The following is a 24,508-nucleotide window of genomic DNA, read 5'->3' on the forward strand; positions in this document are numbered from 1 at the left end:
ATATGCCGGAATTGCCAGAGGTGGAAACGGTTGTCCGCACGCTGAGAAAGCTGGTGCTGGGGAAAACCATGGCGCGGGTGAGCGTCCTTTTGCCGCGGATTATCCGCCGCCCGGACGACGTGGAAGAGTTTAAGGCGCAGCTGGTCGGACAAACAATTCGCGACATAAAACGGCGAGCGAAGTTTATCCAATTTGTATTGGATCAGGACGTATTGATTTCCCACCTGAGGATGGAAGGGCGTTACGGCCTGTATCCGTCCGATGAGCCGGTAGAGAAACACACGCACGTGATTTTTCACTTTACCGACGGGACCGAACTGCGCTATCGTGATGTCCGCCAATTCGGCACGATGGACTTGTATCCGCTCGGGACGGAGACAAGCGAAGGACCGCTTGCCAAGTTGGGAGTGGAACCGCTTGACGAAAGTTTCACAGCCGGATTGTTGCGCAGCATGCTGAAAGGGCGCACGACCAAAATCAAACCGCTTTTGTTGAATCAGGAATTTATCGTCGGATTAGGGAATATTTATGTGGACGAATCCCTCTTTAAGGCAGGCATTCACCCCGAACGCCCGGCAGGCAAGCTGACCGCCAAGCAGGTAGGCAAGCTTCATGAGAGCATTGTGGCAACGCTGTCGGAGGCGGTGGAGCAGGGCGGCAGTTCCATTAAGTCGTATGTAAACGGTCAAGGCGAGATGGGCATGTTCCAACAATCGCTTCTCGTGTACGGTCGAAAGGGCGAACCTTGCGTCATCTGTGCTACAGAGATCGTACGCACGGTGGTCGGCGGCAGGGGAACGCACATCTGCCCGAAGTGTCAAAAGAAATAAGGATTGCTTCGTAAGAACGGGAGGGTGAATGGGAAGATGATCCTTGGTCTAACGGGAGGAATTGCAACGGGGAAAAGTACGGTCTCTGCCATGCTGCGGGAACGGGGCATTCCGGTAATCGACGCCGACTTGATCGCGCGCGAGGTGGTTGAACCCGGCAAGCCAGCCTATGAAGCGATTGTGAAGCATTTCGGCAGGGACATTCTCCTGCCAAACGGTGAGATTAACCGCAAGCAGTTGGGCGACATCGTGTTCTCGGATGAAGCGGAGCGGCAAAAGCTGAACGCCATCGTTCATCCTGAGGTGCGGCGGGTCATGAGGGAAGAGGCGGAACAGTTGGAGCGGAAGGGAGCCGATATTGTCTTTATGGACATCCCTCTGCTCTTTGAAAGCAAGCTCCAGCACATGGTGGACAAGATCGTGGTCGTCTACGCACCGGCATCGATGCAGCTTACCCGCATGATGGAACGGGATGAATTGGACGAAGAACAAGCACACAAACGGCTCAGAGCCCAGATGCCGATCGAGCAGAAAAAAGAACAGGCCGATTACGTCATCGACAATACGGGAACGCGGGAGGAAACGGAGCGACAAGTGGAGCAGCTGCTCACGGAACTAAAATCGGAGCAGACTCAATGACGAGACGGAAGAGAGCTGTTTTTCTGCTCGCCGTGTTGATGACGCTCTTTATGCTGATCAACACGCCGATCGTGTGGAAGTGGATGTATCCGATCAAGTATCAGGAAGAGATCATGGAAGCGTCCCGGCGCTTTCAGGTGGATCCTTACCTGGTACTCGCCATCATCCGCTCCGAAAGTGCGTTTCGCAGTGACCGCGTCTCCAAAAAAGGAGCCGTCGGCCTGATGCAGATCATGCCTGACACAGCAGCCTGGATTGTCAGTCAGGCCGATTTTCAGCCCTCGACCGCCAACTATCTTGTCGATCCCAAGATGAACATCCGCATCGGGACGTGGTATTTGTCGTTTTTGCTGACGAAATTCAACGGCAATTACGTAAAGGCCATCGCCGCTTACAACGCGGGCCCCGGAAAAGTAAACACATGGCTGATCCAGGACCAGTGGAACGGCACGCGGGAGCGAATCGAGGACATTCCGATCGGGGAAACGCGCCATTACTTGCAGCGAGTTCTTTACTACCACGACCGATACAAAAAAATCTACGACCATCAGCTGCGCTAAACCGCCTTCTCTTCGTTCAAAAGAGAGGGCGGTTTTTTGCTGGAAAATCGTCCAAATATTTATTTTTTAGTAAAACACATTGATAATTGTGTCATACTTATTATAATAAAGATAACAGATTAAGTGTAACTTAATTGCAGGAAGGGGATCCCTATATGACAATCAAAATCGGTATTAATGGTTTCGGACGAATCGGACGCATGGTTTTTCGTCGTGCTGTCCAAGACCCCAACATCGAAATCGTAGCGATTAACGCAAGCTATCCCCCTGAAACGCTGGCTCACCTTCTGAAATACGATACGATCCACGGACGTTTTCATCATAAAGTAGAAGTGCAAGACAACAAAATCATCGTAGACGGCAAGCCGACCCTTGTACTGTCCGACCGCAACCCGCTCAACCTGCCTTGGGGCGACCTCGGCGTGGAAATCGTCGTGGAAGCGACAGGTAAGTTCAAGGACCGCGAAGGCGCAGGCAAACATCTGCAAAGCGGCGCCAAGAAAGTCGTTATCACGGCTCCGGCGAAGGAAGAGGACGTAACGATCGTGATGGGCGTGAACGAGCAGGTGTACGACCACCAGCAGCACCATATTGTCTCCAATGCTTCCTGCACCACAAACTGCCTGGCACCGGTGGCAAAAGTGCTGCACGAGGCATTCGGCATCGAACAGGGCTTGATGACAACCATTCACTCCATCACCAACGATCAGGTGAACATCGACAACCCGCACAAGGATCTGCGCCGTGCCCGCGCTGCCGGCGAGTCGATCATACCGACGTCGACTGGCGCTGCCCGCGCTGTCGGTAAAGTTCTGCCTGAGCTGAACGGCAAGCTGAACGGCTTCGCCCTGCGTGTACCGACTCCGAACGTCTCTGTCGTCGACCTGGTCATCAACACCAGAAAGCCGGTTACCGTAGAGGAAGTAAACCGCGTGCTCCGCGAAGCAAGCGAAGGCAGTATGAAAGGCTACATTGAATTTTGCGACGAGCCGCTCGTTTCCAGCGACTTCAACGGCAACGACCATTCTGCCATCATCGACGGTCTTTCCACTCTGGTGATGGGACAAAACCAGGTGAAAGTGATTGCCTGGTATGACAATGAGTGGGGCTACTCCTGCCGCGTCGTTGACCTGGTGCGTCACGTCTCTGGGATGAACAATCCTTGCAAAGAAAAAGAAACCGCTGCGGCAGCGGCAAACTAATACGAAGACCCCTTTTGCGACCAACCAGCAGAGGGGGTTTTGTATTTGGTATTGCCTGCAGAAGAAGCAAAAAATGAACTGTGGGTGCCCGTCATCAAGAAAACATAGGCATTTGGCAGAAGAAAAACCAGTCTGCGACATGATGTTTCATGTCTTCGACTGGTTTCCTTGTTGTTTGCGAACAGGTCTTTCTACCGATCGGCCACTTCGTTTAACGTAAACAGCTCATCGTCTTCAAAACCGACAATAAACAGGTTCAGCTGCGTTTTCAAATCCACTTCAAACGGAAGCCGCACATCGTTGCCCCGGCCGTCCTTCAGGATCCGCACCATGGGGCGCTGGCAATACTCCGGGTCCACCCTGCAGACGACACCGGCTTCTCCCGTGTTCAGGACCACGGTGCTGCCCAGCGGAAACACGGCGATGTGCTTGCGGAAGGCGTCAACCAAATGATGCTCAAACAGATGTCCGCCGGAGCCAAGCAGGTATTCCAGCGCATCGTGCGGCATGAACCGCTTGCGCCAGGGGCGCGGAGACGTGAGAGAATCGTACACGTCACAGATCCCTACGATTTGCGCGTATTCGTGAATCTGCTTGCCTTTGAGTCCCTGCGGATAGCCGCTGCCGTCCAGCCGTTCGTGGTGCTGCAGGGCGACGTGGGCGGAAAGCAGGGAAAGGTCCCGCTGCTTGCGCAAGAGATTAAATCCGTTCATGGCGTGCTGCTTGGCGATCTCCTGCTCTTCCGCATTCCAGCGCTCCCTTTTTTCCAGGAGTGCTTGCGGCAGCTCCATTTTGCCGATGTCGTGCAGCATCGCGCCGATCCCTAATTCCATCAGCTGATTCCGGTTGTAGCCGAGCGACATGCCGATCGCCGTGGCCAAGATGGCCACGTTGACGGAGTGGTGGTAGAGAGAGGGAGAGTTTGTCGAAATGTTGGATAAATGAACAAGCATGTGCTGGTTGCTCATCAGGTCCTCGAGGATGGAACCGAATACCTGTTGAAACGGTAGTCCCATCTCTTTGACCGATATCTTCCGCGCCAGCTTGTTCGAGTTGGTGATCTGCTTGACTGTCTTTTCGATTGCCTCCACAGCCACTCTGCGTGTCTCGGGACGAATTAAATCTTCGACAACGATGTCTTGCGTGTGGGGATCGTCAATATATATAGAATCAACACCGGAACGAATCAATCCTTGAATCAGCCGTTCCGTCAGTGTCATGCCGCTGCCGAGGAGTACTTTTCCGTCTTCGGATAATATGGTTTTGCCCAGTTTCATCCCGGAGCGGGCCTGTCGAATGGAAAGCAGTCGCATAATTTCAATCCCTCCAGCTTCTACCATATCATTGTAGCGCATGGCCCAATCGCAAGAAATAGGTACAAGGATTGACTTGACTTCAGCGGTAAAATTGAGGGACACTGAATAAAAGTATTGTCAAAATTGGAGTTGATCCCTCAGATGCGCTGCCCGTTTTGTGAGTATAATGGGACTAGAGTCCTAGATTCGCGTCCTTTCAATAACAATAAATCGATTCGTCGCCGCCGTGAGTGCGAGGCATGCGAGCGCCGTTTTACCACGTTTGAGATGGTGGAAGAAACCCCGCTGTTGATCGTCAAAAAAGACGGAACACGGGAAGAATTCAGCCGGGAAAAGGTTCTCCGCGGACTGGTGCGCGCCTGTGAAAAGCGGCCGGTTTCCCTGGAGATCCTGGAGAATGTGGTGAATGAGATCGAAAAGGAACTGCGCAGCAGCGGCCAGTCGGAAATACCCAGCAAGGACGTAGGGGAAAAGGTGATGGAGCGGTTGTACTACGTGGACGAAGTGGCGTACGTGCGCTTCGCATCGGTCTACCGCCAGTTTAAGGACATCAACGTGTTCATGCGGGAGCTCGAGGAGCTGTTGGCCCAGGCTCGAAACAGCCCGAACAAGTTTCCGCACAACTGAGGAGGGCATTTCAGATGAAGAGCAGCGCGCTGATCCGGTGGTTCTTTTGTTTCATCCTGTTTACAACTGCCGCGGTTGCAGGCTGCACCAGCACGGATCCGGCGGCGACCAAACCGGTGCCGATCGATCCGCCCCAGCCTGCCGTTCAGCCGCAGTCGGCTTCTCCTCGAACCGGGGGAGAGCTGGTCATCGCTTCGCCTGGAACCCTGCCTGCCTTTGATCCGTATGGCGTGTCCAAGAAAAAGGCAGAATTGAATGACTTTGAGTGGCTCAGTTACCGCGGACTGCTTTCGTATGGGGACGACCAAACGATCATCCCCGAACTGGCGGCGGAATACCGGGTGGAGCTCCAAAACGGCAAACCTGTCGTGGTGCTGACGCTTCGCCAGGGAGCCGTCTGGTCGGACGGCAAACCCGTCACCGCAGACGACGTTCTCTTTACCTATGAAGAATACGCCCGCCCTCATTACTACGGCGTCTGGCGAAACCGGATGCATCTGGTTGACGGTATCTCCGCATTTCGCACGGGCAAGGCGCCCCGGCTCAGCGGATTGTCGGTCGATGCCAAACAGGGTGTCGTACGGATCACGCTGCAGCGGGATGACATCACGTTTTTACAGGCACTGACTGCTCCCCTGCTGCCCAAACACCAGCTGGGGGGAAAAACCATCGGAGAGATCGATGCCCTCTCGCGGGCAGGGAGCATTGTCGGCGCAGGCCCCTTTCAACTGAAGACACGGGAGAAGGAACAGTGGACATTTGCCAGCCACCCCGGTTACTACGGCGGCAAGCCGCATATCGCAGAAATCCGCGTGAAGCCGATTTCCTCCGCTGAGATGGCGGAACAAGTGAAGGCAGGGAGCGTCCAGCTGGGCTGGATTTCGCCGGAGGAGGCGAACCGCCTGCAAAACGGGTCAGGTGAGCGGGCGAAAGTGATGGCCGGGGAAGCAAGAGGCTACCATCTCCTCGGGTTTAATCTGCAAAGCCAGGCAATGCAGGATCCTGCCGTTCGACGTGCGCTTTCACAGGCGCTCTCGCCTGAAACGATCGCCAGGGAGCACTTTTTTGGCCTTGCCAAGGCAGCAAAGAGCCCTTTGCCTGACCAGTCGTTTGCCTATCAGGCAGGTGCGTATCCCGGCGGACAGCCGGAAGCTGCCCGTGACACCCTCGTTCAAAAAGGATACAGCACGGAAAAACCGCTCGCGCTGACACTCGTCTATCCGGCGGGCAACGCGGTGAGGGAGCGGCTGGTCGAGGCTTTGCTGCAAGCGTGGCAGACGCTTCCCCTGCGAGTAGAGAAAAAGCCGTTGCCGCCTGAGGAGTTCACCGCCTATCTGTTCGGCGGCAGTCCGCTTGATCTCTACCTGTACGGCTGGGAGTACCCGCAGGACCCCGCCGAGCTGATCGAGATGTGGCACACTCGGGAAAAGGTGGGAGAGCGCGGCTACAACGCCTCCCGCTACCAGAATCCGCAGGCGGACCGGCTCCTGGAGCGGGGACAGCTGCTGCTGCCTGCAGACGAGCGGAAAAAGCTGTTTGTCGAGTGGCAGCAGTTGCTTGCCGCTGACCTGCCGATGGTTCCGCTTGTGGAGATTCCCAACCACTACTATGTATCCGAACGATTGCAGGGAGTGGAGCAATTACTGGGGATGCGTCCGTTTCGCGGCATTGAAAAATGGTGGCTGCAATGAGAAGGGGAAGCGCAAAACGACGCGCAGCTACGATGGTTCTCATCGGTTGCGCTTCTGGTCCCCGTGTCACGTTGCTACTCTGGGTTGGGCTTCGCTAGTCGCTCCGTCTGGAAACATGCTTCTTCCAGTTACGATCGATTTTCAACAAACTGACGCTATAACTGATCTTCAGTCATAGCGTCTTTTATTGGTATATAGGAATTTATAAAATGGGACATCTAATACAGCCACTAGGAAAGTGTTCGGGGCCCCAGCCGACACCAGCGTAAGCTTAAGTCGGCTGGGTTTTCTTAGTGATTTTCAGTAGGAGTAAGAGCATCTTCCCACGTCTTTCTTCTTATCCACCAACGGACAGAAATGATATAATGGGAGAATGAGAAACGTCAGGAAGGATTTGTACCATGCGTCGTCTTGTATGGAATGAACTGTTGCCAAAGGATCGCTATGTGGTGCGGATGGTGCGGCCAATCAGCTTTGCCGAGATGGGCTTTGTCGCACAGTTGTACCTGCCGGTTGTCGGCGTGGAGTCGTTTGCCCTGTACCAGCTCCTGGTTCACGAAGTGCAGGAGACGAGTGGGGCTGCGGCGGAAAGCACGCACAGAGGATTGATGCTGATGACCTCGCTGCCCCTGGACCGATTGCTGGTTGCGCGGGAACGCCTGGAGGCGATGGGGCTGTTGGAGGTGCGCCGGCGTGAAAACCAGCAGCGCGATTACTACTACGAATACCTGTTGAAACCGCCGCTGACACCGGGCGAGTTTTTTGCCGACTACGTCCTGTCGTTAATGCTGTTGAACAAAATTGAAAACGTTCGCTATCAGCAGCTGCGCCGCAAATACGCAGACCAGCTGGCAGCCGGTTTGGAATCGGAATACAGCCGCGTGGAAAACCTGACAAAGGATTTTCACGAAGTGTTTCATTCGCTCAAACCTTCCGAATTGGAAGTCCCGAAAGGCTCGGAGCGGGAGCGATTCCTTGCCGAAATGGAGGAAAGCTTTCCGGCGGCGGCCATGCAGGCGGGATACGAGGCTTCTTCCAGCCAGCGGCTCAATTTTTCCTCCCTGCGCATCAACCTGCCGTCCAACGCCAACCCGAACCTGGTACTGAACGGAGAAGGCATCGAGTTTTTGTACAAGCTGATGCATTTTTACCAGATGGACAGCTGGGGGCTTGGGCAGGAGCTGAGCGACTGGACCTTGTACAAGCCGGACGGCAGTCTGGACCGGGATGTGCTCCGCAAGCGCCTGGTGCAGAAGTACCTGGATCACAAGCTGTTTCGGGAAACGTCGCTGCCGGAAGAGTTTGCCGACGCGCTCGGGCCGGGCAAACTGCCGGAGCCGGGAGGCGGCCTCTACGCGCGGATCTGCCGTCAGCTGTCGCCGCTTTCCCTGCTGGAGCAGGTGGTGGGCGGCAGAGTGAGCAAGGCGTTTCTCGATCGGGCAGAATCGCTTTTGTTTGCGGACGGTCTCCCGGCCGAGGTGGTGAACGTGCTGCTTCTCCATACGCTTCACAGCAGTCAAATGGAACTGCCGAAGGCCTACCTGGAAACCATCCGCGACAGCTGGAAAGCAAAGCGGATTTCCACCGTCGATGAGGCGATGCGGCAGATCATGGAGCGGGCGGACGCGCGGAATCAGGCGGCCGAAAAGGCAAAACGAGCCAAGAAGGAAACGGACGGCGCCGTTCGCCGGGGCGGACGATCCATCCTGCAGGACAAGCTTCCTGCGTCGGTTCAAAGACAGTTGGAAAAAGAGAAACAGCAGGCGGAAGAAAAGCAGAAGGAGACCCGCCTTATCCAAGATGATCCGGAGTTGAAAGCGTTGTTGGACGCCCTGCGGAGAGGGGAGTGAGTGTAAATGGAGTCGATCAGCAGTTTCATGCAGGAGCTGGCGAAACGTACGCCGCGCGCCCTGTTGACGCCGGAGCAGCAGCTGGATAAAATGCTCCGCTCGTCTGCGTATTTGAAGGAGTTTCACCAAAGACATCCGGAGCTGACCCGAGAGGATTTATTGAGGGCGCTGTCCACGGTTTATACGGCGGTGAAGGAGCAGTACTGGTGCGAAAACTGCCCCGGCCTGGATGCCTGTCCCAACATCGTCAAAGGGCACTTTACCAAGCTGGACTTGATGAACGGCACCATCGTCAGCTCCATTGCCCCCTGCTCCAAACAGCAGGCGCGCGAAGAGGATCTGCGGCGACAGCGCCTGATGCGCAGCTATTACATCTCCGAGGAGACCATGCAGGCCAGCTTTGACCGGATGGAGCACGACGATGAAAACCGTCAGGCGGTGGCGGCCGCCATTCAGTTTTGCCGAAGCCTCGGCTCCGGAAAGCAGGTCAAAGGAATGTATGTGCACGGGCCGTTCGGCGTGGGCAAAAGCTATCTGATGGGGGCCGTTGCGCGTGAACTGTCGGAGCGCAATATCGCGTCCCTGATGGTGTATGTCCCCGACTTTGTCCGCGAGATGAAAGATTCGATCGCCGATCAGTCGTACGCCGGCAAGATGGAGCTGTTGAAAGAAGTGCCGGTCCTCATCCTCGACGATATCGGAGCGGAAAACCTGACGCCGTGGATTCGCGACGAGGTGCTGGGTGTGATTCTCAACCAGCGGGTCAACAACCATTTGCCGACCCTCTATACCTCCAACTATTCGTTGGAGGAGCTGGAGGAGCATCTGTCCATCAGCAACGGCAACCGGATCGAGGTAACGAAGGCGCGCCGCATCATGGAGCGCATTCGCCACTACGTTGACGTATTTTTGATCGAGCGGAAAAATCAGCGAATCGCCGAATAGCTCGTGATTTTAACCGTTTTTCGAAATGTATTGGGAGAGGTGCCATTTGGTGTAAGCCAGCACCTCTCTTGTTTTATAGTAGGGGATCTTCAGAACGTGTGATTTTACAGCGACAGGATAGGCCGTAATCCCGAGCGACTTCGCCATTTCCAGTGCGCGGGCCAGATGGTAGCCATGGGTGACGATCAGGGCCGACTGCAGTTCATGCTTCTCCATCAGCTGTTTGCTGTACTTCAGGTTTTGGTACGTGTCCCGCGCCTCATTCTCCAGCAGGATGCGCTCTTCCGGAACGCCCTGTTCCATCAGGTAGCGCTGCATGACCGCCGCTTCACTGATGGTTTTGCCTTCACCCACACCGCCGGTGACCAGCAGGTAAGGCACGAAACCCCGCTGGTAGAGCGCCAGCGCCTGATCCAGACGCTCCCGCAAGCCCGGACTCGGCCCCTCTCCCCACACGGCGGCTCCCAATACGATGGCCACATCCGCATGGCGGGGCTGCGCCGCTTTTTCCACCTGGGAGATCCGCCAGAGCACATACCCGAACCAGATGAAAAGTAGGGCAAGAACGACAAGCAATAGAAAAAGGAATCGCATTTTCCAAGGGGTGGCGATTGACATGGGGAACCTCCAGACTTCCGTAACGATCCAAATATGTGCATACGATTATTCTACAATGGATTGACGTGTGGGGGGCGAAAAACGTTACGGGGCTGCTTCCGTTCCCAACGGCACCTGCAAAAGTTTATTGAGAGTAAAACAAAACCATTGATTTTTCTCTTGCATTGTCCAAGAGTTGTGTGTTAGAATCATTTTTGTCAGCAAGATCACAACGCACGGGCCCTTAGCTCAGCTGGGAGAGCGCTACACTGGCAGTGTAGAGGTCGTCGGTTCGATCCCGATAGGGTCCACCAATACATAAAAAAATTGTAACGCAACCTATTTGCAGGTTGCGTTTTTAGTCGTGAGCCGAATCTTGCACGTATAAATTGGAAAATGTATAATAAAACTAAAGAAGGAGCCGTGCTGTAACACGACTCCCCGGCACAGTAGACCGCTTCAAAGGCGGTCGGCATCGGAGCTACGATCGAGAAATAGACCGTACACCTTGGCTAGGGCGGTCTATTTCTTTTGGTTAAACGCGGCAATGATGGCGACAACCAGCGTCAGCAGCGCAATAAGAAGCGCACCAAAACTGATCATCAACGTCAAAGCGTCTTTAACCTCCATGGGCATCCCTCCCTTCTTTGGAGAGGTAGCCGACCGCCCTTGCAAACCGTTCTATGTGCCAGTCCAATTATAGCACAATTTACCAGATGTAATGAAAGAATAATAGGCAGTGGGATTATCCACTGTTTTTTGCTGTTTATAAATATTTTACACAACTAGAGAACAACAAAAAAAGCGTGATTGATCACAAATTTGATCATACACGCATTACTTTTTCGAAAAGATTTATTATTACAAAAACTTTTTAGCCGTTTCATTGATCTTCTCTTTATAGCTTATCAGATCGTCAATTTTCTCAATGTTATAAGTTGTTTTCGCTTCGTCATTAAACTGAATGTATTTATTAGAACCGTTAAGTCCTAAACGACAAATCCACTTCCTGATGTTGTTATCAAGTAGAATTTTAAAATAGCTTAAGTTGTCCCTGTAATAAATTCGCTCATTTGAAACAGTTTCTTTTAGTAGAAGTTTTATGGTAACGTAACCTTCTATTTCTGCTTCTGTTGTTACAATTTGAGGAGTATCAGCACTAGTGTCAGTTGTGGCTGCGGTTTGTTCAATGCTATTTTTTGCTTCACTTGTTGTTTCATCAATGTGATTTGCTAAGGCAGCTTTTAACTGATCATTAACCATGTCGTTAGAGAACTGCTTAAGTGATTTTTTAACAACCATGCTAAATTTTTCGATAACTTGTTTAGTTTTCTTGCCGGGATAAATATGGCAATACGAACAGTCGAAGAATGGGCGGGTATCCCAATCCAATATTATGTGTACATGAACTTACCGGGCTTCATCAATTTGTCTGATGTAATCGGTGGCGTTGACATAGAAGTAGAGAAAGATATGAACTATGTCGATTCCAATGACGATCCAACGTCAATATACCAAATCCATTTGGAAAAGGGTTATCAGCACTTGGACGGAATAAAGGCATTGCAGTACGTTCGATTCCGACATGATGCATTGAGCGATTTCGCACGCACGGAACGGCAACGAAATTTTTTGAAGGCCGTCGCCAAAATGTTGCTGACTACTACGACGGCTATGGAGCTTCCGAACCTAATAGAAGCTATCGAGCCATTCATCGAAACGAACCTCAATGTCGATGATATGATAAAGTTGGGCAAACTTGGCTTTGATATTGACACGGAAAGCTTTGACAGCATTCAATTGCCGCCGAAGGAACTCATACGAGAAAAATCAGTGAACGGAAAAGGCGTAATTTATGTTGAAGAACTTGAGCAGGTAAAGTCATACGTAAAAGGCGTTCTGAACGATGGTTCCCGTACTCAAAGCAACTGAAGCAATGCGATTAGCTGTCGGTATTAGTCTCTACCAGACAACAGAATCGATATCGTGGCGAGGGATTGCGAACCTCACTTTTTTTCACAAATAGCGATGGCCGAAAGGTGGGATTTGGGGGGATAAATTTCTCGAGTTGAGCTTACTATCAATTCTGAGATATAGCTTAGTGGGCCGATTCAAAACGATTTCGGCTTTTTCTGTTTATTTGCATTGGTACGTTACAATTTATCAATATTGAAGATATATAGAATATTGATCAGCCGACAGTAACCCTTCATCGGATGATTTTGTGGACTTTTGGCTTGTTTCATTGGGATTCTTGCCTGGGTAAGGCGGTGCTGAGGCCGAAACATCAATTTTTTCAAGTTCAACACCCAATTCACGTTACAAAAGTCATCATCGAACAATATATTTCCTCAAATAGGAAATCAGAACTACTTCAAACAAGGAATTTCAAAGGGGGATGTCGAAAAGGAAAAGTTGCGTGGTTTCGGGCGGAACAAGAGGTGAACTATGGAAATCATCAATAACATCGACCATCTTCTTGGCGAAAATTTGAAACTTGAGGTTCGCAATGGTAGCAAAGTATCGATTGCTGCATCATGTTTCTCCATTTATGCATATGAAGCCTTAATGAAAGAACTGAATCAGGTGGAAGAAGTCCGGTTCATCTTCACCTCTCCCACCTTTATTGCGGATAGCATAAAAAAGGAGAAGCGGGAATTTTACATCCCGAAACGGAATCGGGAAAAAAGCTTGTACGGCACCGAATTTGAAATCCGCCTCAAAAACGAATTGACGCTCAAAGCAATTGCAAAAGAATGCAGCGACTGGATTCGCAAGAAAGTCACGTTCAAATCGAACCGTACTTCAGGTTCGATGCAAGGCATGTTGAATGTGCAGACTGCCGACGAGTCGATCACCTATATGCCGATTGATGGCTTTACAACCGTTGATCTTGGTTATGAAAAGGGCAATGCTCTCTCTAAGATGGTGAACAAGTTCACGGAAGCTCCATTTACCAAAATGTATTTTGATCTGTTCGATCAGGTGTGGAACGACAAAAGTAAGCTTGAAGATGTCACGAACCAAGTCGTGGAGCATATTTCATCCGTGTATAAAGAGAACTCTCCGGAGTTCATTTACTATGTTATTTTGTACAACATCTTTAACGAATTTCTATCGGACATCACAGAAGACATTTTGCCCAATGAAGCAACCGGATTCAAAGAGACGGAAATCTGGAAACGTCTCTATCACTTCCAGAAAGACGCGGTTCTTGGTGCGATTAATAAACTGGAAAAATACAATGGATGTATTCTGGCAGACAGCGTCGGTCTAGGAAAAACATTCACGGCACTAGGGGTCATCAAATACTATGAGCTTCGCAACAAGTCCGTATTGTTGCTATGTCCCAAGAAGCTCGGCGACAACTGGCTTACATATAAACAGAACGTGACCAACAACATTCTGTATGCCGACCGATTCCGCTACGACGTACTCTACCATACGGATATATCGCGGGAAAGAGGCAAATCAAACGACATTCCGCTCGACCGGTTGAATTGGGGCAATTATGATCTGCTTGTCATTGATGAGTCGCATAACTTCCGCAACAACGAAGCCAAGAAAGATAAAGAGACGCGGTATCAGATGCTGATGCGGAAAGTGTTGAAAAGCGGCGTGAAGACAAAAGTGCTTATGCTGTCTGCTACGCCTGTGAACAATAAGTTCATGGATCTTCGCAACCAGCTTGCCTTGGCATATGAAGGAAATCCTGAAGAAATCAACAACAAGCTGGGGACGGAGCGGGGTATCAACGACATCTTCAAACGAGCCCAGTTCGCGTTTAACCAGTGGTCCAAGTTGGATGTAGCTGAGCGGACAACGGAGACGCTTCTTGGTATGCTCGACTTCGACTTTTTTGAGCTGCTGGACAGTTTGACGATCGCCCGGTCACGCAAGCATATCCAGAAGTATTACAAAGCGGAGGAGATTGGCGAGTTCCCAAGACGGTTGCCGCCTCTCTCGAAGTTTTGCGATTTAACGGACAGAACGGATGTCATCGGGTATAATGATATTTTTATAGAGTTGTCCAGAATCAATCTCGGCATCTATGCTCCGTTCAAATACATTCAGCCGAGCCGATTGCGTTTCTATGAAGAGTTGTATGACACGAGCGTGAAAGGCGGAAGCGGGAGCTTCAGGCAGATGGATCGTGAAGGAAGCTTGCAGCTCTTGATGCGTATTAACCTGCTGAAACGCTTGGAAAGTTCAGTGGAGTCGTTCCGATTGACCCTTTCCAAGATTGTATCCAAACTCGATCAGACGCTTCAGCAAATCGAAGCGTTCGAGCGAAGCGGTAAGTCCGAAGCTGTAGGTTATACCGATATTGAGGATGCCAATCTTGACGATGCCGACTGGTTGGACGATGATTTCAGCATCGGGGATACGATCAAGATCAATTTGTCCGATATGGATGTTCTTCGCTGGAAAGAAGATTTGACGAATGACCGCAACATACTTTCTGCCCTACTGACTGAGATGCGGAAAGTAACGCCTGAACATGATGAGAAGCTAAACACATTAAAGCAAGTGATCGATCACAAAATGAATCATCCGATCAACCCCGGCAACCGCAAGGTCATCATTTTCAGTGCATTCACGGATACCGCGGCGTACTTGTACAAGCATTTATCTGCGTACATGATGGCGGAGTACAATATCGACACGGCCATAATCGTCGGCAGCGACGAGAACAAAAACACCGCTGGTTTGCGGAATGACATCAGCACATTGTTGACCTGCTTCTCGCCGCGATCCAAGGAGAAGAAACTGACCATGCCGGATGTAAAAGGCGAGATTGATCTGCTCATCGCTTCTGACTGTATCTCCGAAGGTCAAAACTTGCAAGATTGCGACTATCTCATCAACTATGACATTCACTGGAATCCAGTACGTATTATTCAACGATTTGGTCGGATAGATCGGATAGGGTCGCAAAACAAGGAAATTCAATTGGTGAACTTCTGGCCAAACATGACGCTGGATGAATACATTCAGTTAAAAGAACGGGTCGAAAATCGCATGGTCATCATGGATATGACGGCAACCGGCGATGATAACGTTCTGTTCAATCAATCCAGCGATCTGGAATATCGGAAGCAGCAACTTCATCGTTTGCAAAAGGAAGTCGTCGATCTGGATGATATGAACACAGGCGTCTCCATCACCGATTTGGGTCTAAACGATTTTCGCATGGACTTGGTGAACTATGTCAAGGAGAATGACGAACTTGATACCGTGCCAAGCGGACTGCATGCGGTTGTGGCTGCCGATGAAGACAAGGGAGCAAACCCCGGCGTCATCTTTGTTCTTCGTAACGTCAATGAAGAATTGAATCCCGACAAGCAGAACCGGTTGCATCCCTTTTACCTTGTCTATATGAGCGAAGACGGCGAAGTCATCACCAATCATATGGATGTCAAAAAGACGTTGGATATCCTGCGAGCCTTATGCAGAGGGCAATCGGAACCGATGATGGATGCTTGCCGCAGCTTCAATCAAGCGACGAAAGACGGCAGAAAGATGGACATGTATTCCATGCTGTTGGAAGAGACCATCCGCTCGATTGTACAGGTGAAAGAAGAAAACGATCTGGATAGCTTGTTCTCTTCGGGAGGCACGACAGCACTTATAGACTCGATTAAAGGGCTTGAGGACTTTGAACTCATCACCTTTGTCGTCATCAGGCAGGTGAATGCATAATGTTTCAATTGCCTTCAAGCACGCTTGTAAACCGTAAAATTCCGAAGAACAAATTTTATGAGAAGCTGCGAGCAAATCATCATCTTAAGGAACTGTTTACTGAACTAGTCGAATCGATCCTCTGGAAGCACAAGCTATCCAAGGACACGATTCGTCTTGAACCGAAAGAGGATATCGAAGAAATTCAGATTTTCGAAGTCCATTTGAAGGAGCAATCGTACTCCCTTGAATTGTTGCGGAGCATAGATAAGGCGATTCCCTATCCTATCTTGCATGTACTGATGGTTGAGGGACAGGCCAAGCTTGCCATCGCGTATAAAGAACGAAATCAGACCGACGACAATCGGTCTGTCGTTCGTTCCTACCATGAGACGGACTGGCAGCCGGTGGAGAGTATCGAGCTGAACATCCTCCAAGGACTCGATCTAAAGGCTGTGTATGAGAACATCATCCGCCAACTGCTTCCCATTAAGATGAAGTCGGAAATCGAGCTTTCAGCGGTTTTGGAGCGGCAAGCCCATATTGATAAGCTTACGCAAGAATGCCAACGGCTAGAGTCCAAGATACGGGCTGAAAAACAATTCAACAAGAAGGTTGAATTGAACATGGAGCTACAACGAAAGAGGAAAGAGTTGAATCAACTTCTTGATTAAGGAAACGGAGGTCAACCATGAAGAAGCTGACAATGAAATCGGTCGATTTGACTCAAGCCAATATCGATAAGATTGCAAAGTTGTTCCCCAACGTGATCACCGAAGCCAGAGATGAACAAGGAAAAATCAAGCGAGCGGTCGATTTTGATTTGTTGAAGCAGGAACTGTCTGACTTTCTTGTAGAAGGTGACAAGGAACGGTATCAATTGACATGGCCAGGAAAGAAACAAGCCATTCTGAACGCAAATACTCCAATTGATAAAACACTAAGACCGATCAAAGAAGATAGCGTCGATTGGGACAATACGAAAAACATATACATTGAGGGTGATAACCTTGAAGTACTGAAGTTGCTTCAAGAATCATACTTGAACAAAGTTAAATGTATTTATATCGATCCGCCATACAATACGGGCAATGATTTTGTATATAAGGATAATTATCGAGAGTCAGTAGATGAATATCTGGAAGAATCGGGTCAAGTCGATGACAGCGGAAATCGATTGGTCCCAAATCCGAATTCAAATGGTCGGTTTCATAGTGATTGGTTGACAATGATGTACTCTAGGCTAAAGGTTTCAAGGAATCTACTTAAAAATGACGGTGTCATCTTTATTAGTATTGACGACAATGAATTGAATAATATGCAAAAGATTTGTGATGAAATATTCGGGAAAGAGTCTTTTGTGGGTTGTTTTGTTTGGAAACGAAGGGCTTCATCAGCAATGGCCTCAAATTTGGTTTCGACTGATCATGAATATGTATTGGCTTATGGTAAAAATAGCGGAGTAGTTTTCAAAGGCAAGGAAAAAAATTATTCAACATATAAAAATCCCGACAATGATCCAAGAGGTCCATGGACGCTCGGTGATTTGACGGTAGGAATGACAAAGGATCAAAGACCCAATCAGTTTTATGATTTAATTGATCCGAAAACAAATAAAGTTTATAAGGCTAATCCAAATAGAGTTTGGGCATTTATCCCAGAATCGATGCAAAAATTGCTCGCTGAAGAGAGAGTGGTTTTTCCAGAAGACAACAGTAAACGTCCTATGCTGAAACGATTTATGAGTGAATTAAAGCGGGACGTTGATCCAATCTCAACTTTACTTCTTGAAGTTGGAATGAATTCTGAAGGAACTAAGATCATCAAGGAGCTCTTTGATATTCCAATCTTTAATTACTCGAAACCAGTCTCTCTAATCGAGCAATTGCTTGAACAAGTCACGAATTCATCAGATATAATTCTGGACTTTTTCTCTGGATCTGCTACAACGGCAGAAGCTGTGTTTAAGCTTAATGTGAAAGATCAGTCGGTTCGTTCATTCATAATGGTTCAAATACCGGAAACGATTGATGATACAGCGGAAGCAAAGAGTGCTGGGTTAACAAACATCTGCGAAATCGGCAAAGAACGCATCCGCCGAGCCGCCAAGAAAATAAAAGAAGAAACAGGGGCCGACATCGATTACGGCTTCCGGGTATTCCGCGTGGATTCATCGAACATGAAAGATGTTTACTATACACCTGACAAGCTGAGGCAGGGCGAACTGTTCGATCTCGAATCCAATATCAAGGAAGATCGTACCGGGGAAGATTTGCTCATCCAGGTCATGCTGGAGCTCGGCCTTGAGCTTTCGCTGCCTATGGAAACGAAGCAGCTTGAAGGGAAGACGGTTCATTACGTCGCCGGGAACTCTTTAATCGCATGTTTTGATGACAACGTGCCGGAATCCGTTATGAAACAAATTGCCGCAGAACAGCCTCTTCGGGTTGTATTCCGCGACAGTTCCTTTGAAGATGATTCCGCACGAATCAATGTAGAAGAATTGTTCAAGATGCTCTCTCCGGGCACAGAAATTCAAGTGCTGTAAGGTGGTGAGCTCAAATTGAAGATCAAATTCAAACATCAGCAGTTTCAGTTGGACGCCGTGAAAAGTATCGTGGATTGCTTTGAGGGGCAGCCTAATGAGTTGTCCCGATTTACACTTGACCGAGGCAGAAGACAAAAGCCGGAACAAATGGTCATGGATGATCTTGCGAATACCGAACAAGCGAACATCGGATTCAAGAACAACGCTATTCAATTGATTGATCAAGAAATCTTAAAAAACATTCAAACGGTGCAACGGAAGAACGGTCTGAAAATATCCGAGAAGCTTGAAGGCAAATATAATCTGACGATCGAAATGGAAACCGGGACAGGCAAAACCTACACGTACATCCGTACCATGTTCGAACTATACCAAAAGTACGGATGGAGCAAGTTTATTGTCGTTGTTCCTTCTATCGCCATTCGTGAAGGTGTGCTCAAGACATTCCAGATTACGGAAGATCACTTCATGTCCGAATACGGCACGAAGGCACGATACTTTGTGTATAATTCGAAGCAATTGCACCATATCGAGAAATTTGCCAGCGACGCCGGGATCAATGTCATGATTATCAACTCGCAAGCCTTTAATGCGAGAGGGAAAGATGCAAGACGGATTTACATGGAACTGGATGATTTCAACAGCCGCAAACCGATAGACGTTCTGGCGAGCACGAATCCGATCCTGATCATAGACGAGCCTCAATCTGTTGAAGGCAAACAGACGAAAGAATCTCTGAAGGCATTCAATCCGTTGTTTACCTTGCGTTATTCGGCGACGCATCGTGAAGATTACAACAAAGTGTACCGACTCGACGCTCTGGATGCATACAACAAAAAGCTGGTGAAAAAGATCAGCGTGAAGGGGATTTCGGCTAAAGGAACAAGCGGCACGGACAGCTATCTGTATCTGGAAGGCATCGATGTGAGCACGAAGCAGGCTCCGGTGGCCCGGCTGGAATTCGAAGTGAAGACAAAAACGGGCCTTGCAAGAAAAACGCAAAAAATCAGGCAGAACGATGATCTGTACCAATTGTCCGGTGAGCTTGAGCAGTACAAGGGATACAAAGTGTCCGAAATTAATGGGCAAAACAACAGCATTAGCTTTATAAACGGCGTAACTTTATACGCTGGTGACGTCCAGGGGGATGTAGGAGAACTGCATTTCCGTCGGATTCAGATTCGGGAAACGATTAAGTCACATTTCGAGAAGGAACGAGCGATGTTTCATCAAGGGATTAAAGTGCTATCGCTCTTTTTCATCGATGAGGTGGCGAAATACCGGCAATATGATAAAAATGGCTCGGAATTAAATGGCGTCTACGTAGATATGTTTGAGGAAGAATACACGGCTTTGCTCAATGAGCAATTGTCGCTATTTGCAGATGATCCATATATCCAATATTTGAATCGGATACAGGTGAAAGAAACGCATAAGGGTTATTTCTCGATCGATAAGAAAAGCAACCGTTATGTCGATCCGAAGGTATCGGCAAGAGAGACGGACTCCGATGATGCGGACGCTTATGACCTGATTATGCGGGATAAAGAGCGATTGCTTAGCTTCTCGGAACCCACTCGGTTTATCTTCTCCCACTCTGCTCTTAAGGAAGGTTGGGATAATCCGAATGTGTTTCAGATTTGCACGCTGAAACATAGCGATTCCACCATCAAGAAACGTCAGGAAGTCGGGCGGGGACTCCGGCTTTGTGTCAATCAGAATGGTGAACGGATGGATTCGAGTGTACCAGGTATCGACGTTCATGAGATTAATGTGCTGACCGTCATCGCCAGTGAGTCGTACGAGCAATTTGCGAAACAGCTGCAAAATGAAATCGCCGAAACGCTGTCCGATCGCCCACGCAAAGCAGATCGCGACTTCTTCTTGGATAAAGTGTTGAAGAATGCACGCGGCGAGCAATTGAAATTAGAAGATGCCTTGGCAAGCAAGTTACTGTACACGTTCATTAAAAATGATTATGTGGATGATCAGTACAATTTGACGGATGTTTATTTTAATGCTGTAGAAAACCAGAGTCTCAAACTTCCTGAGGAATTGACGGACTTTCAGGAACCGTTGGTCGAATTGGTTAAGTCGATTTATGTAGAGGGCAAATCGAATCTGGCGGATAATGAACGGAACCGCAATATTGCTTCCGTTACGGTCAATAACAATTTTTATAAAAAGGAATTTCAAGAGCTTTGGAACCAAATTAATCGCAAATCCGTGTATACCGTCAAATTCGACTCCGAGGAACTTGTTAAGAAATGTGTATGGACTTTGGACAATCATTTACAAGTGCCTGCGATCCGATATGCAATCAGGCATGGCGAAATGAACCGAATTGAGTCCCAACAACAGTTAAAATCGGGGGAAGCCTTTCTGACACGTGAAACAAAAACCGAGTTTGTGGAAGTGAAACCGGATTTTCGGGTGAAATACGATTTGGTCGGAAAGCTAATGGACGAAACGCGGCTGACGAGAAAGACGATCGTGGCAATTTTAACGGGGATCAAAGAAGCGACTTTCCTTCAATTCCGCAAAAACCCGGAAGAATTCATGATTCGTGCCGCCAAGCTGATCAACGAGCAGAAGGCGACGACGATCATTGAATCCATCACATATGATGTTCTCAATGATACGTTCGAAGCGGACGTATTTACGAAAAATACATTATCAGGGCAATTAGGGCAGAATGCGGTACCGGTTGAAAAACACATTTACGACTATGTTGTGACGGATTCCAAGATCGAGCGTGCTTTTGCTAAAGAGCTTGATGTCAGCAACGAAGTTCGAGTGTACGCCAAACTGCCGCGGGGATTTTTCATCCCGACGCCAATGGGCAATTACAATCCTGACTGGGCGATTGTATTCAAAGAAGGCGAAGTCAAGCACATTTACTTCATCGCGGAAACGAAAGGCTCCATGGAATCCATGGAACTCCGTGAAGTGGAGAAGGCGAAGATCGAATGTGCCCGGAAACACTTTGCTAAGTTGAATACAGGTCAATTGAAGTATGATGTGGTGAACAGTTATGAGAAGTTGTTGGAGATTGTGAAGGCTTGAATTAAACTTTGGGCATAATATTGCTGGAATTTGTTAATCGGTGATACTGGTTGAATAGCTACAGCTTATAAAATTGTGATTCCAAATACCAATGAAACATCATAAAATGAACTTAAAAAGGAGGTGGCGGAAGTGGCAAGAGTTGCAGTGAACCCAGAAGTGATTCGGTGGGCTTTACAACGTGCAGATGTAGCTGAGACGATTGAAAAGAAGTTCCCGAAGTTGATTAGTTGGATGAAAAATGAAACACAACCAACATTAAGACAATTGGAGCAGCTTGCTAAAGCCACTTCCACTCCACTCGGTTTTTTCTTTTTATCTAAACCACCGCAAATACAGTTGCCTATTCCGCACTACAGAACAATTGATGATACTTATGCTTCTAAACCAAGCCCTGACTTGCTGGAAACTGTCCAAATGATGCAACGACGGCAAGCATGGATGCGTGAATATTTGTTGGATATGGGTCAAGAGCCGCTATCCTATGTTGGATCTTGCCAATTAACGGATAAACCCAAGGACGTGGCCCAAAAAATTAGAAGGACTTTAGAAATTGGAAATGGTTGGGCAGCAGACTGTAATAGTTGGCAGGAAGCTCTCCAAATGTTAATGACTAAAATTGAGAATATTGGTGTCTTGGTTGTTAGAAATGGAATAGTAGGGAACAACACACATAGGAAGTTGGATGTGAATGAATTCAGGGGTTTTGTTCTTGTGGACGAATATGCCCCGCTGATATTCATAAACGGAGCTGATGGCAAGGCTGCACAGATGTTTACCATTGCTCACGAATTAGCTCACATCTGGTTTGGGGCAAGTGCAGCCTTTGATCTTTCTAACCTACAACCTTCTAATAAAGCGATTGAGCAAGCTTGTAATCAAACAGCAGCAGAATTCCTCGTGCCAGAAGATCAGTTGAGATCGGTGTGGGGGAGTATCAATAATGACCCCGATCGGTTCAACCTTTTGGCAAAACATTTCAAGGTGAGCAGTATTGTAACAGCTCGAAGAGCTTTAGACTTGATGTTGATAACTAGAGATGAGTTTTTTAATTTTTATCATGCATGGGTTGAAATTGAGCGTAAACAAGCTCAAGATGGAGAAGGTGGGGGAAACTTCTACTCGAACCAACACTTCCGAATTGGCCGACGTTTTGCGGAAGCTGTGTTTACAAGTGCAAAGGAAGGGCGTTTGCAATATAATGAAGCATATAGACTGACAGGCCTTAAAGGAAATACCTTTTCGGAGTATGCGAAACACCTTGGAATTGAGGTGTATTCATGACAGATTCATTAAGATTTGTATTAGATACTAATGTTCTAGTTGAAGCACATAGGAGGTACTATGCCTTTGACATCGCACCTTGTTTTTGGCGTGTCCTGTTGGAGTTAGCAGATAGAGGTCATATAGTAAGTATCGATAGAGTTAAGGACGAGCTAATGAATTCAGGTCAAGAAGACGCCTTAAATAAGTGGGCACTCTCCGAATTTGATCATTGGTTTGCCTCAACTGAAAATGAAGAGGTATTCGAAGCATATCGTGAGTTAATTGACTGGTCTATCGGAGAAGATCAATATCATGACTTTGCCAAAACAGAGTTTGCAGATGTTGCGGACAGCTGGGTAGTTGCTTTTGCTAAAGCGTACAATTGTGTTGTTGTTACTCAAGAACAATATAGTAGGGATGCTAGGAAAAGAATTTTGATCCCTAATGCTTGTAGAGCTATGGGGGTTGATTACATGAACACGTTTGAAATGCTTCGTAAGTTAAATGCTAGCCTTGGAGAGTAAGGGCAATGATAATGACAATGACAAATTAACACATACACATAATTTTAGGAGAGGCGGAAACTTTGCCTCTCCTTTGCTGTTCAGTTTACCATATCAATAGATACGGTGATCTGTATCTGTGGTCACAACAATGGTCACAAAACCCCCGAAAACAGCCGGAAACCTAGGGATACATAAAAACAGAGTGATGCCCGAAAACCCTTATAGGAGTAGGCTTCCGGGCATTTTGAGATACGCGAGGACAGTACATCTCCACGCTGGCAGTGTAGAGGTCGTCGGTTCGATCCCGATAGGGTCCACCATACATAAAAAAATGTAACGCAACCTATTCGCAGGTTGCGTTTTTAGTCGTGAGCCGAATCTTGCACGTATAAATTGGAAAATGTATAATAAAACTAAAGAAGGAGCCGTGCTGTAACACGACTCCCCGGCACAGTAGACCGCTTCAAAGGCGGTCGGCATCGGAGCTACGATCGAGAAATAGACCGTACACCTTGGCTAGGGCGGTCTATTTCTTTTGGTTAAACGCGGCAATGATGGCGACAACCAGCGTCAGCAGCGCAATAAGAAGCGCACCAAAACTGATCATCAACGTCAAAGCGTCTTTAACCTCCATGGGCATCCCTCCCTTCTTTGGAGAGGTAGCCGACCGCCCTTGCAAACCGTTCTATGTGCCAGTCCAATTATAGCACAATTTACCAGATGTAATGAAAGAATAATAGGCAGTGAGATTATCCACTGTAGTAGAGCGCTACATTGGCAGTAGAGAGTTCAGTGGTTCGATTCCGATAGGGTCCACCAACAGTTGAAGTAGGGATTTGGCGAAGCCGATATAAATAGAAAAAGGGCCGAAGAGCCCTTTTTCTCAGTTTGTAGACAAACCCGTATGTTTGTGTGAGGGACCGTTTCTTCCAACCGTACGCGAGCTGTGACGACCTGCTAGCGCAGCGACGTGGACACGGGGATCTGCAGCGTCACCTCTGAAATAACATCGTAGCGACGCGACTTTGGCGCTGCCCCCGTGTATCGTCGCGAAGCGGACCGTTTTCACTTCCTTGCGGGGAGAAAATGGGCCCCGCCCGGCGAAGCGTTAGCTAGTTTCCCCTGAAAAATTCCTGGGGTAAGTCAAAAACAAAAGGAATTCAGCTCTCTAAATGGAAGTAGT

20 protein-coding genes and 1 tRNA gene are annotated in these 24,508 nt (G+C 48.5%); 16 read left to right on the forward strand and 5 right to left on the reverse strand.

The features are described from left to right. Positions 1-2 precede the first annotated feature (2 nt). From mutM to ACE99V_RS02230, 4 genes are all read left to right on the forward strand, one after another. Positions 3-830, forward strand: coding sequence for a DNA-formamidopyrimidine glycosylase (gene mutM / locus ACE99V_RS02215; protein ID WP_400489507.1), 828 nt, complete (start codon positions 3-5; stop codon positions 828-830). 36 nt (positions 831-866) lie between these two features. Then, on the forward strand, positions 867-1,469 hold the full coding sequence (gene coaE, locus ACE99V_RS02220) for a dephospho-CoA kinase (RefSeq protein ID WP_400489508.1): 603 nt from the start codon (positions 867-869) through the stop codon (positions 1,467-1,469). Beyond that, complete coding sequence (locus tag ACE99V_RS02225) at positions 1,466-2,029, forward strand: lytic transglycosylase domain-containing protein (protein WP_400489509.1); 564 nt, start codon at positions 1,466-1,468, stop codon at positions 2,027-2,029. Before coaE ends, ACE99V_RS02225 begins: the two co-directional genes overlap by 4 nt. 155 nt (positions 2,030-2,184) lie before the next feature. Next, entirely contained in the window at positions 2,185-3,231 is a 1,047-nt protein-coding gene (locus tag ACE99V_RS02230) for a glyceraldehyde-3-phosphate dehydrogenase (RefSeq protein WP_400489510.1), read from the forward strand. A 191-nt stretch (positions 3,232-3,422) separates the two neighbouring features. Here the strand turns inward: ACE99V_RS02230 and ACE99V_RS02235 are convergent, their stop codons facing one another. Then, positions 3,423-4,544, reverse strand: coding sequence for an HD-GYP domain-containing protein (locus ACE99V_RS02235; protein ID WP_400489511.1), 1,122 nt, complete (start codon positions 4,542-4,544; stop codon positions 3,423-3,425). Between the two features lie 144 nt (positions 4,545-4,688). Here ACE99V_RS02235 and nrdR point away from each other — a divergent pair, with 144 nt between their 5' ends. From nrdR to dnaI, 4 genes are all read left to right on the forward strand, one after another. Continuing rightward, positions 4,689-5,174 carry a transcriptional regulator NrdR gene (nrdR, locus tag ACE99V_RS02240; RefSeq protein ID WP_400489512.1) on the forward strand — a complete coding sequence of 162 codons (486 nt, stop codon included), beginning with the start codon at positions 4,689-4,691 and terminating at the stop codon, positions 5,172-5,174. 14 nt (positions 5,175-5,188) lie between these two features. Next, the gene (locus ACE99V_RS02245) at positions 5,189-6,865 is read left to right on the forward strand and encodes an ABC transporter substrate-binding protein (protein WP_400489513.1); all 1,677 of its coding nucleotides are present in this window, start codon (positions 5,189-5,191) and stop codon (positions 6,863-6,865) included. A 401-nt stretch (positions 6,866-7,266) separates the two neighbouring features. After that, positions 7,267-8,715 carry a replication initiation and membrane attachment family protein gene (locus ACE99V_RS02250; protein WP_400489514.1) on the forward strand — a complete coding sequence of 483 codons (1,449 nt, stop codon included), beginning with the start codon at positions 7,267-7,269 and terminating at the stop codon, positions 8,713-8,715. A 6-nt stretch (positions 8,716-8,721) separates the two neighbouring features. Next, complete coding sequence (dnaI, locus tag ACE99V_RS02255) at positions 8,722-9,660, forward strand: primosomal protein DnaI (RefSeq protein ID WP_400489515.1); 939 nt, start codon at positions 8,722-8,724, stop codon at positions 9,658-9,660. Positions 9,661-9,669: 9 nt separating this feature from the next. Here dnaI and ACE99V_RS02260 read toward each other — a convergent pair whose 3' ends face one another. Further along, complete coding sequence (locus ACE99V_RS02260) at positions 9,670-10,278, reverse strand: YdcF family protein (protein WP_400489516.1); 609 nt, start codon at positions 10,276-10,278, stop codon at positions 9,670-9,672. 217 nt (positions 10,279-10,495) lie between these two features. Here ACE99V_RS02260 and ACE99V_RS02265 point away from each other — a divergent pair. Further along, positions 10,496-10,571, forward strand: a tRNA-Ala gene (locus tag ACE99V_RS02265). Positions 10,572-10,779: 208 nt separating this feature from the next. On the opposite strand, the gene ACE99V_RS02270 is transcribed toward ACE99V_RS02265, so the two are convergent. Both ACE99V_RS02270 and ACE99V_RS02275 read right to left on the reverse strand, forming a co-directional pair. Continuing rightward, positions 10,780-10,887, reverse strand: a complete 108-nt coding sequence (locus tag ACE99V_RS02270; protein WP_400489517.1) for a putative holin-like toxin — start codon at positions 10,885-10,887, stop codon at positions 10,780-10,782. Positions 10,888-11,118: 231 nt separating this feature from the next. Continuing rightward, complete coding sequence (locus tag ACE99V_RS02275; protein ID WP_400489518.1) at positions 11,119-11,520, reverse strand: hypothetical protein; 402 nt, start codon at positions 11,518-11,520, stop codon at positions 11,119-11,121. An 84-nt stretch (positions 11,521-11,604) separates the two neighbouring features. Here ACE99V_RS02275 and ACE99V_RS02280 point away from each other — a divergent pair, with 84 nt between their 5' ends. From ACE99V_RS02280 to ACE99V_RS02310, 7 genes are all read left to right on the forward strand, one after another. After that, entirely contained in the window at positions 11,605-12,189 is a 585-nt protein-coding gene (locus ACE99V_RS02280; RefSeq protein ID WP_400489519.1) for an LCP family protein, read from the forward strand. Positions 12,190-12,705: 516 nt separating this feature from the next. After that, positions 12,706-15,960 (forward strand): helicase-related protein, encoded by a 3,255-nt coding sequence (locus tag ACE99V_RS02285; RefSeq protein ID WP_400489520.1) that lies wholly within the window; start codon positions 12,706-12,708, stop codon positions 15,958-15,960. Further along, a complete protein-coding gene (locus tag ACE99V_RS02290; RefSeq protein ID WP_400489522.1) occupies positions 15,960-16,613 on the forward strand; it encodes a DUF4391 domain-containing protein in 654 nt (217 codons plus the stop codon). The genes ACE99V_RS02285 and ACE99V_RS02290 overlap by 1 nt, the downstream gene beginning before the upstream one ends. A 17-nt stretch (positions 16,614-16,630) precedes the next feature. Further along, the gene (locus tag ACE99V_RS02295) at positions 16,631-18,487 is read left to right on the forward strand and encodes a site-specific DNA-methyltransferase (RefSeq protein WP_400489523.1); all 1,857 of its coding nucleotides are present in this window, start codon (positions 16,631-16,633) and stop codon (positions 18,485-18,487) included. Between the two features lie 15 nt (positions 18,488-18,502). After that, on the forward strand, positions 18,503-21,553 hold the full coding sequence (locus tag ACE99V_RS02300) for a type III restriction-modification system endonuclease (protein WP_400489524.1): 3,051 nt from the start codon (positions 18,503-18,505) through the stop codon (positions 21,551-21,553). 132 nt (positions 21,554-21,685) lie between these two features. Next, positions 21,686-22,837, forward strand: coding sequence for an ImmA/IrrE family metallo-endopeptidase (locus ACE99V_RS02305; RefSeq protein WP_400489525.1), 1,152 nt, complete (start codon positions 21,686-21,688; stop codon positions 22,835-22,837). Continuing rightward, a complete protein-coding gene (locus ACE99V_RS02310) occupies positions 22,834-23,343 on the forward strand; it encodes a DUF4411 family protein (RefSeq protein WP_400489527.1) in 510 nt (169 codons plus the stop codon). Before ACE99V_RS02305 ends, ACE99V_RS02310 begins: the two co-directional genes overlap by 4 nt. Positions 23,344-23,851: 508 nt before the next feature. Here ACE99V_RS02310 and ACE99V_RS02315 read toward each other — a convergent pair. Next, positions 23,852-23,959 carry a putative holin-like toxin gene (locus tag ACE99V_RS02315; protein ID WP_400489517.1) on the reverse strand — a complete coding sequence of 36 codons (108 nt, stop codon included), beginning with the start codon at positions 23,957-23,959 and terminating at the stop codon, positions 23,852-23,854. Between the last annotated feature and the right edge of the window lie 549 nt (positions 23,960-24,508).

The sequence above is a fragment of the Brevibacillus soli genome (assembly GCF_044759095.2).
GTDB lineage: Bacteria > Bacillota > Bacilli > Brevibacillales > Brevibacillaceae > JBIYSM02.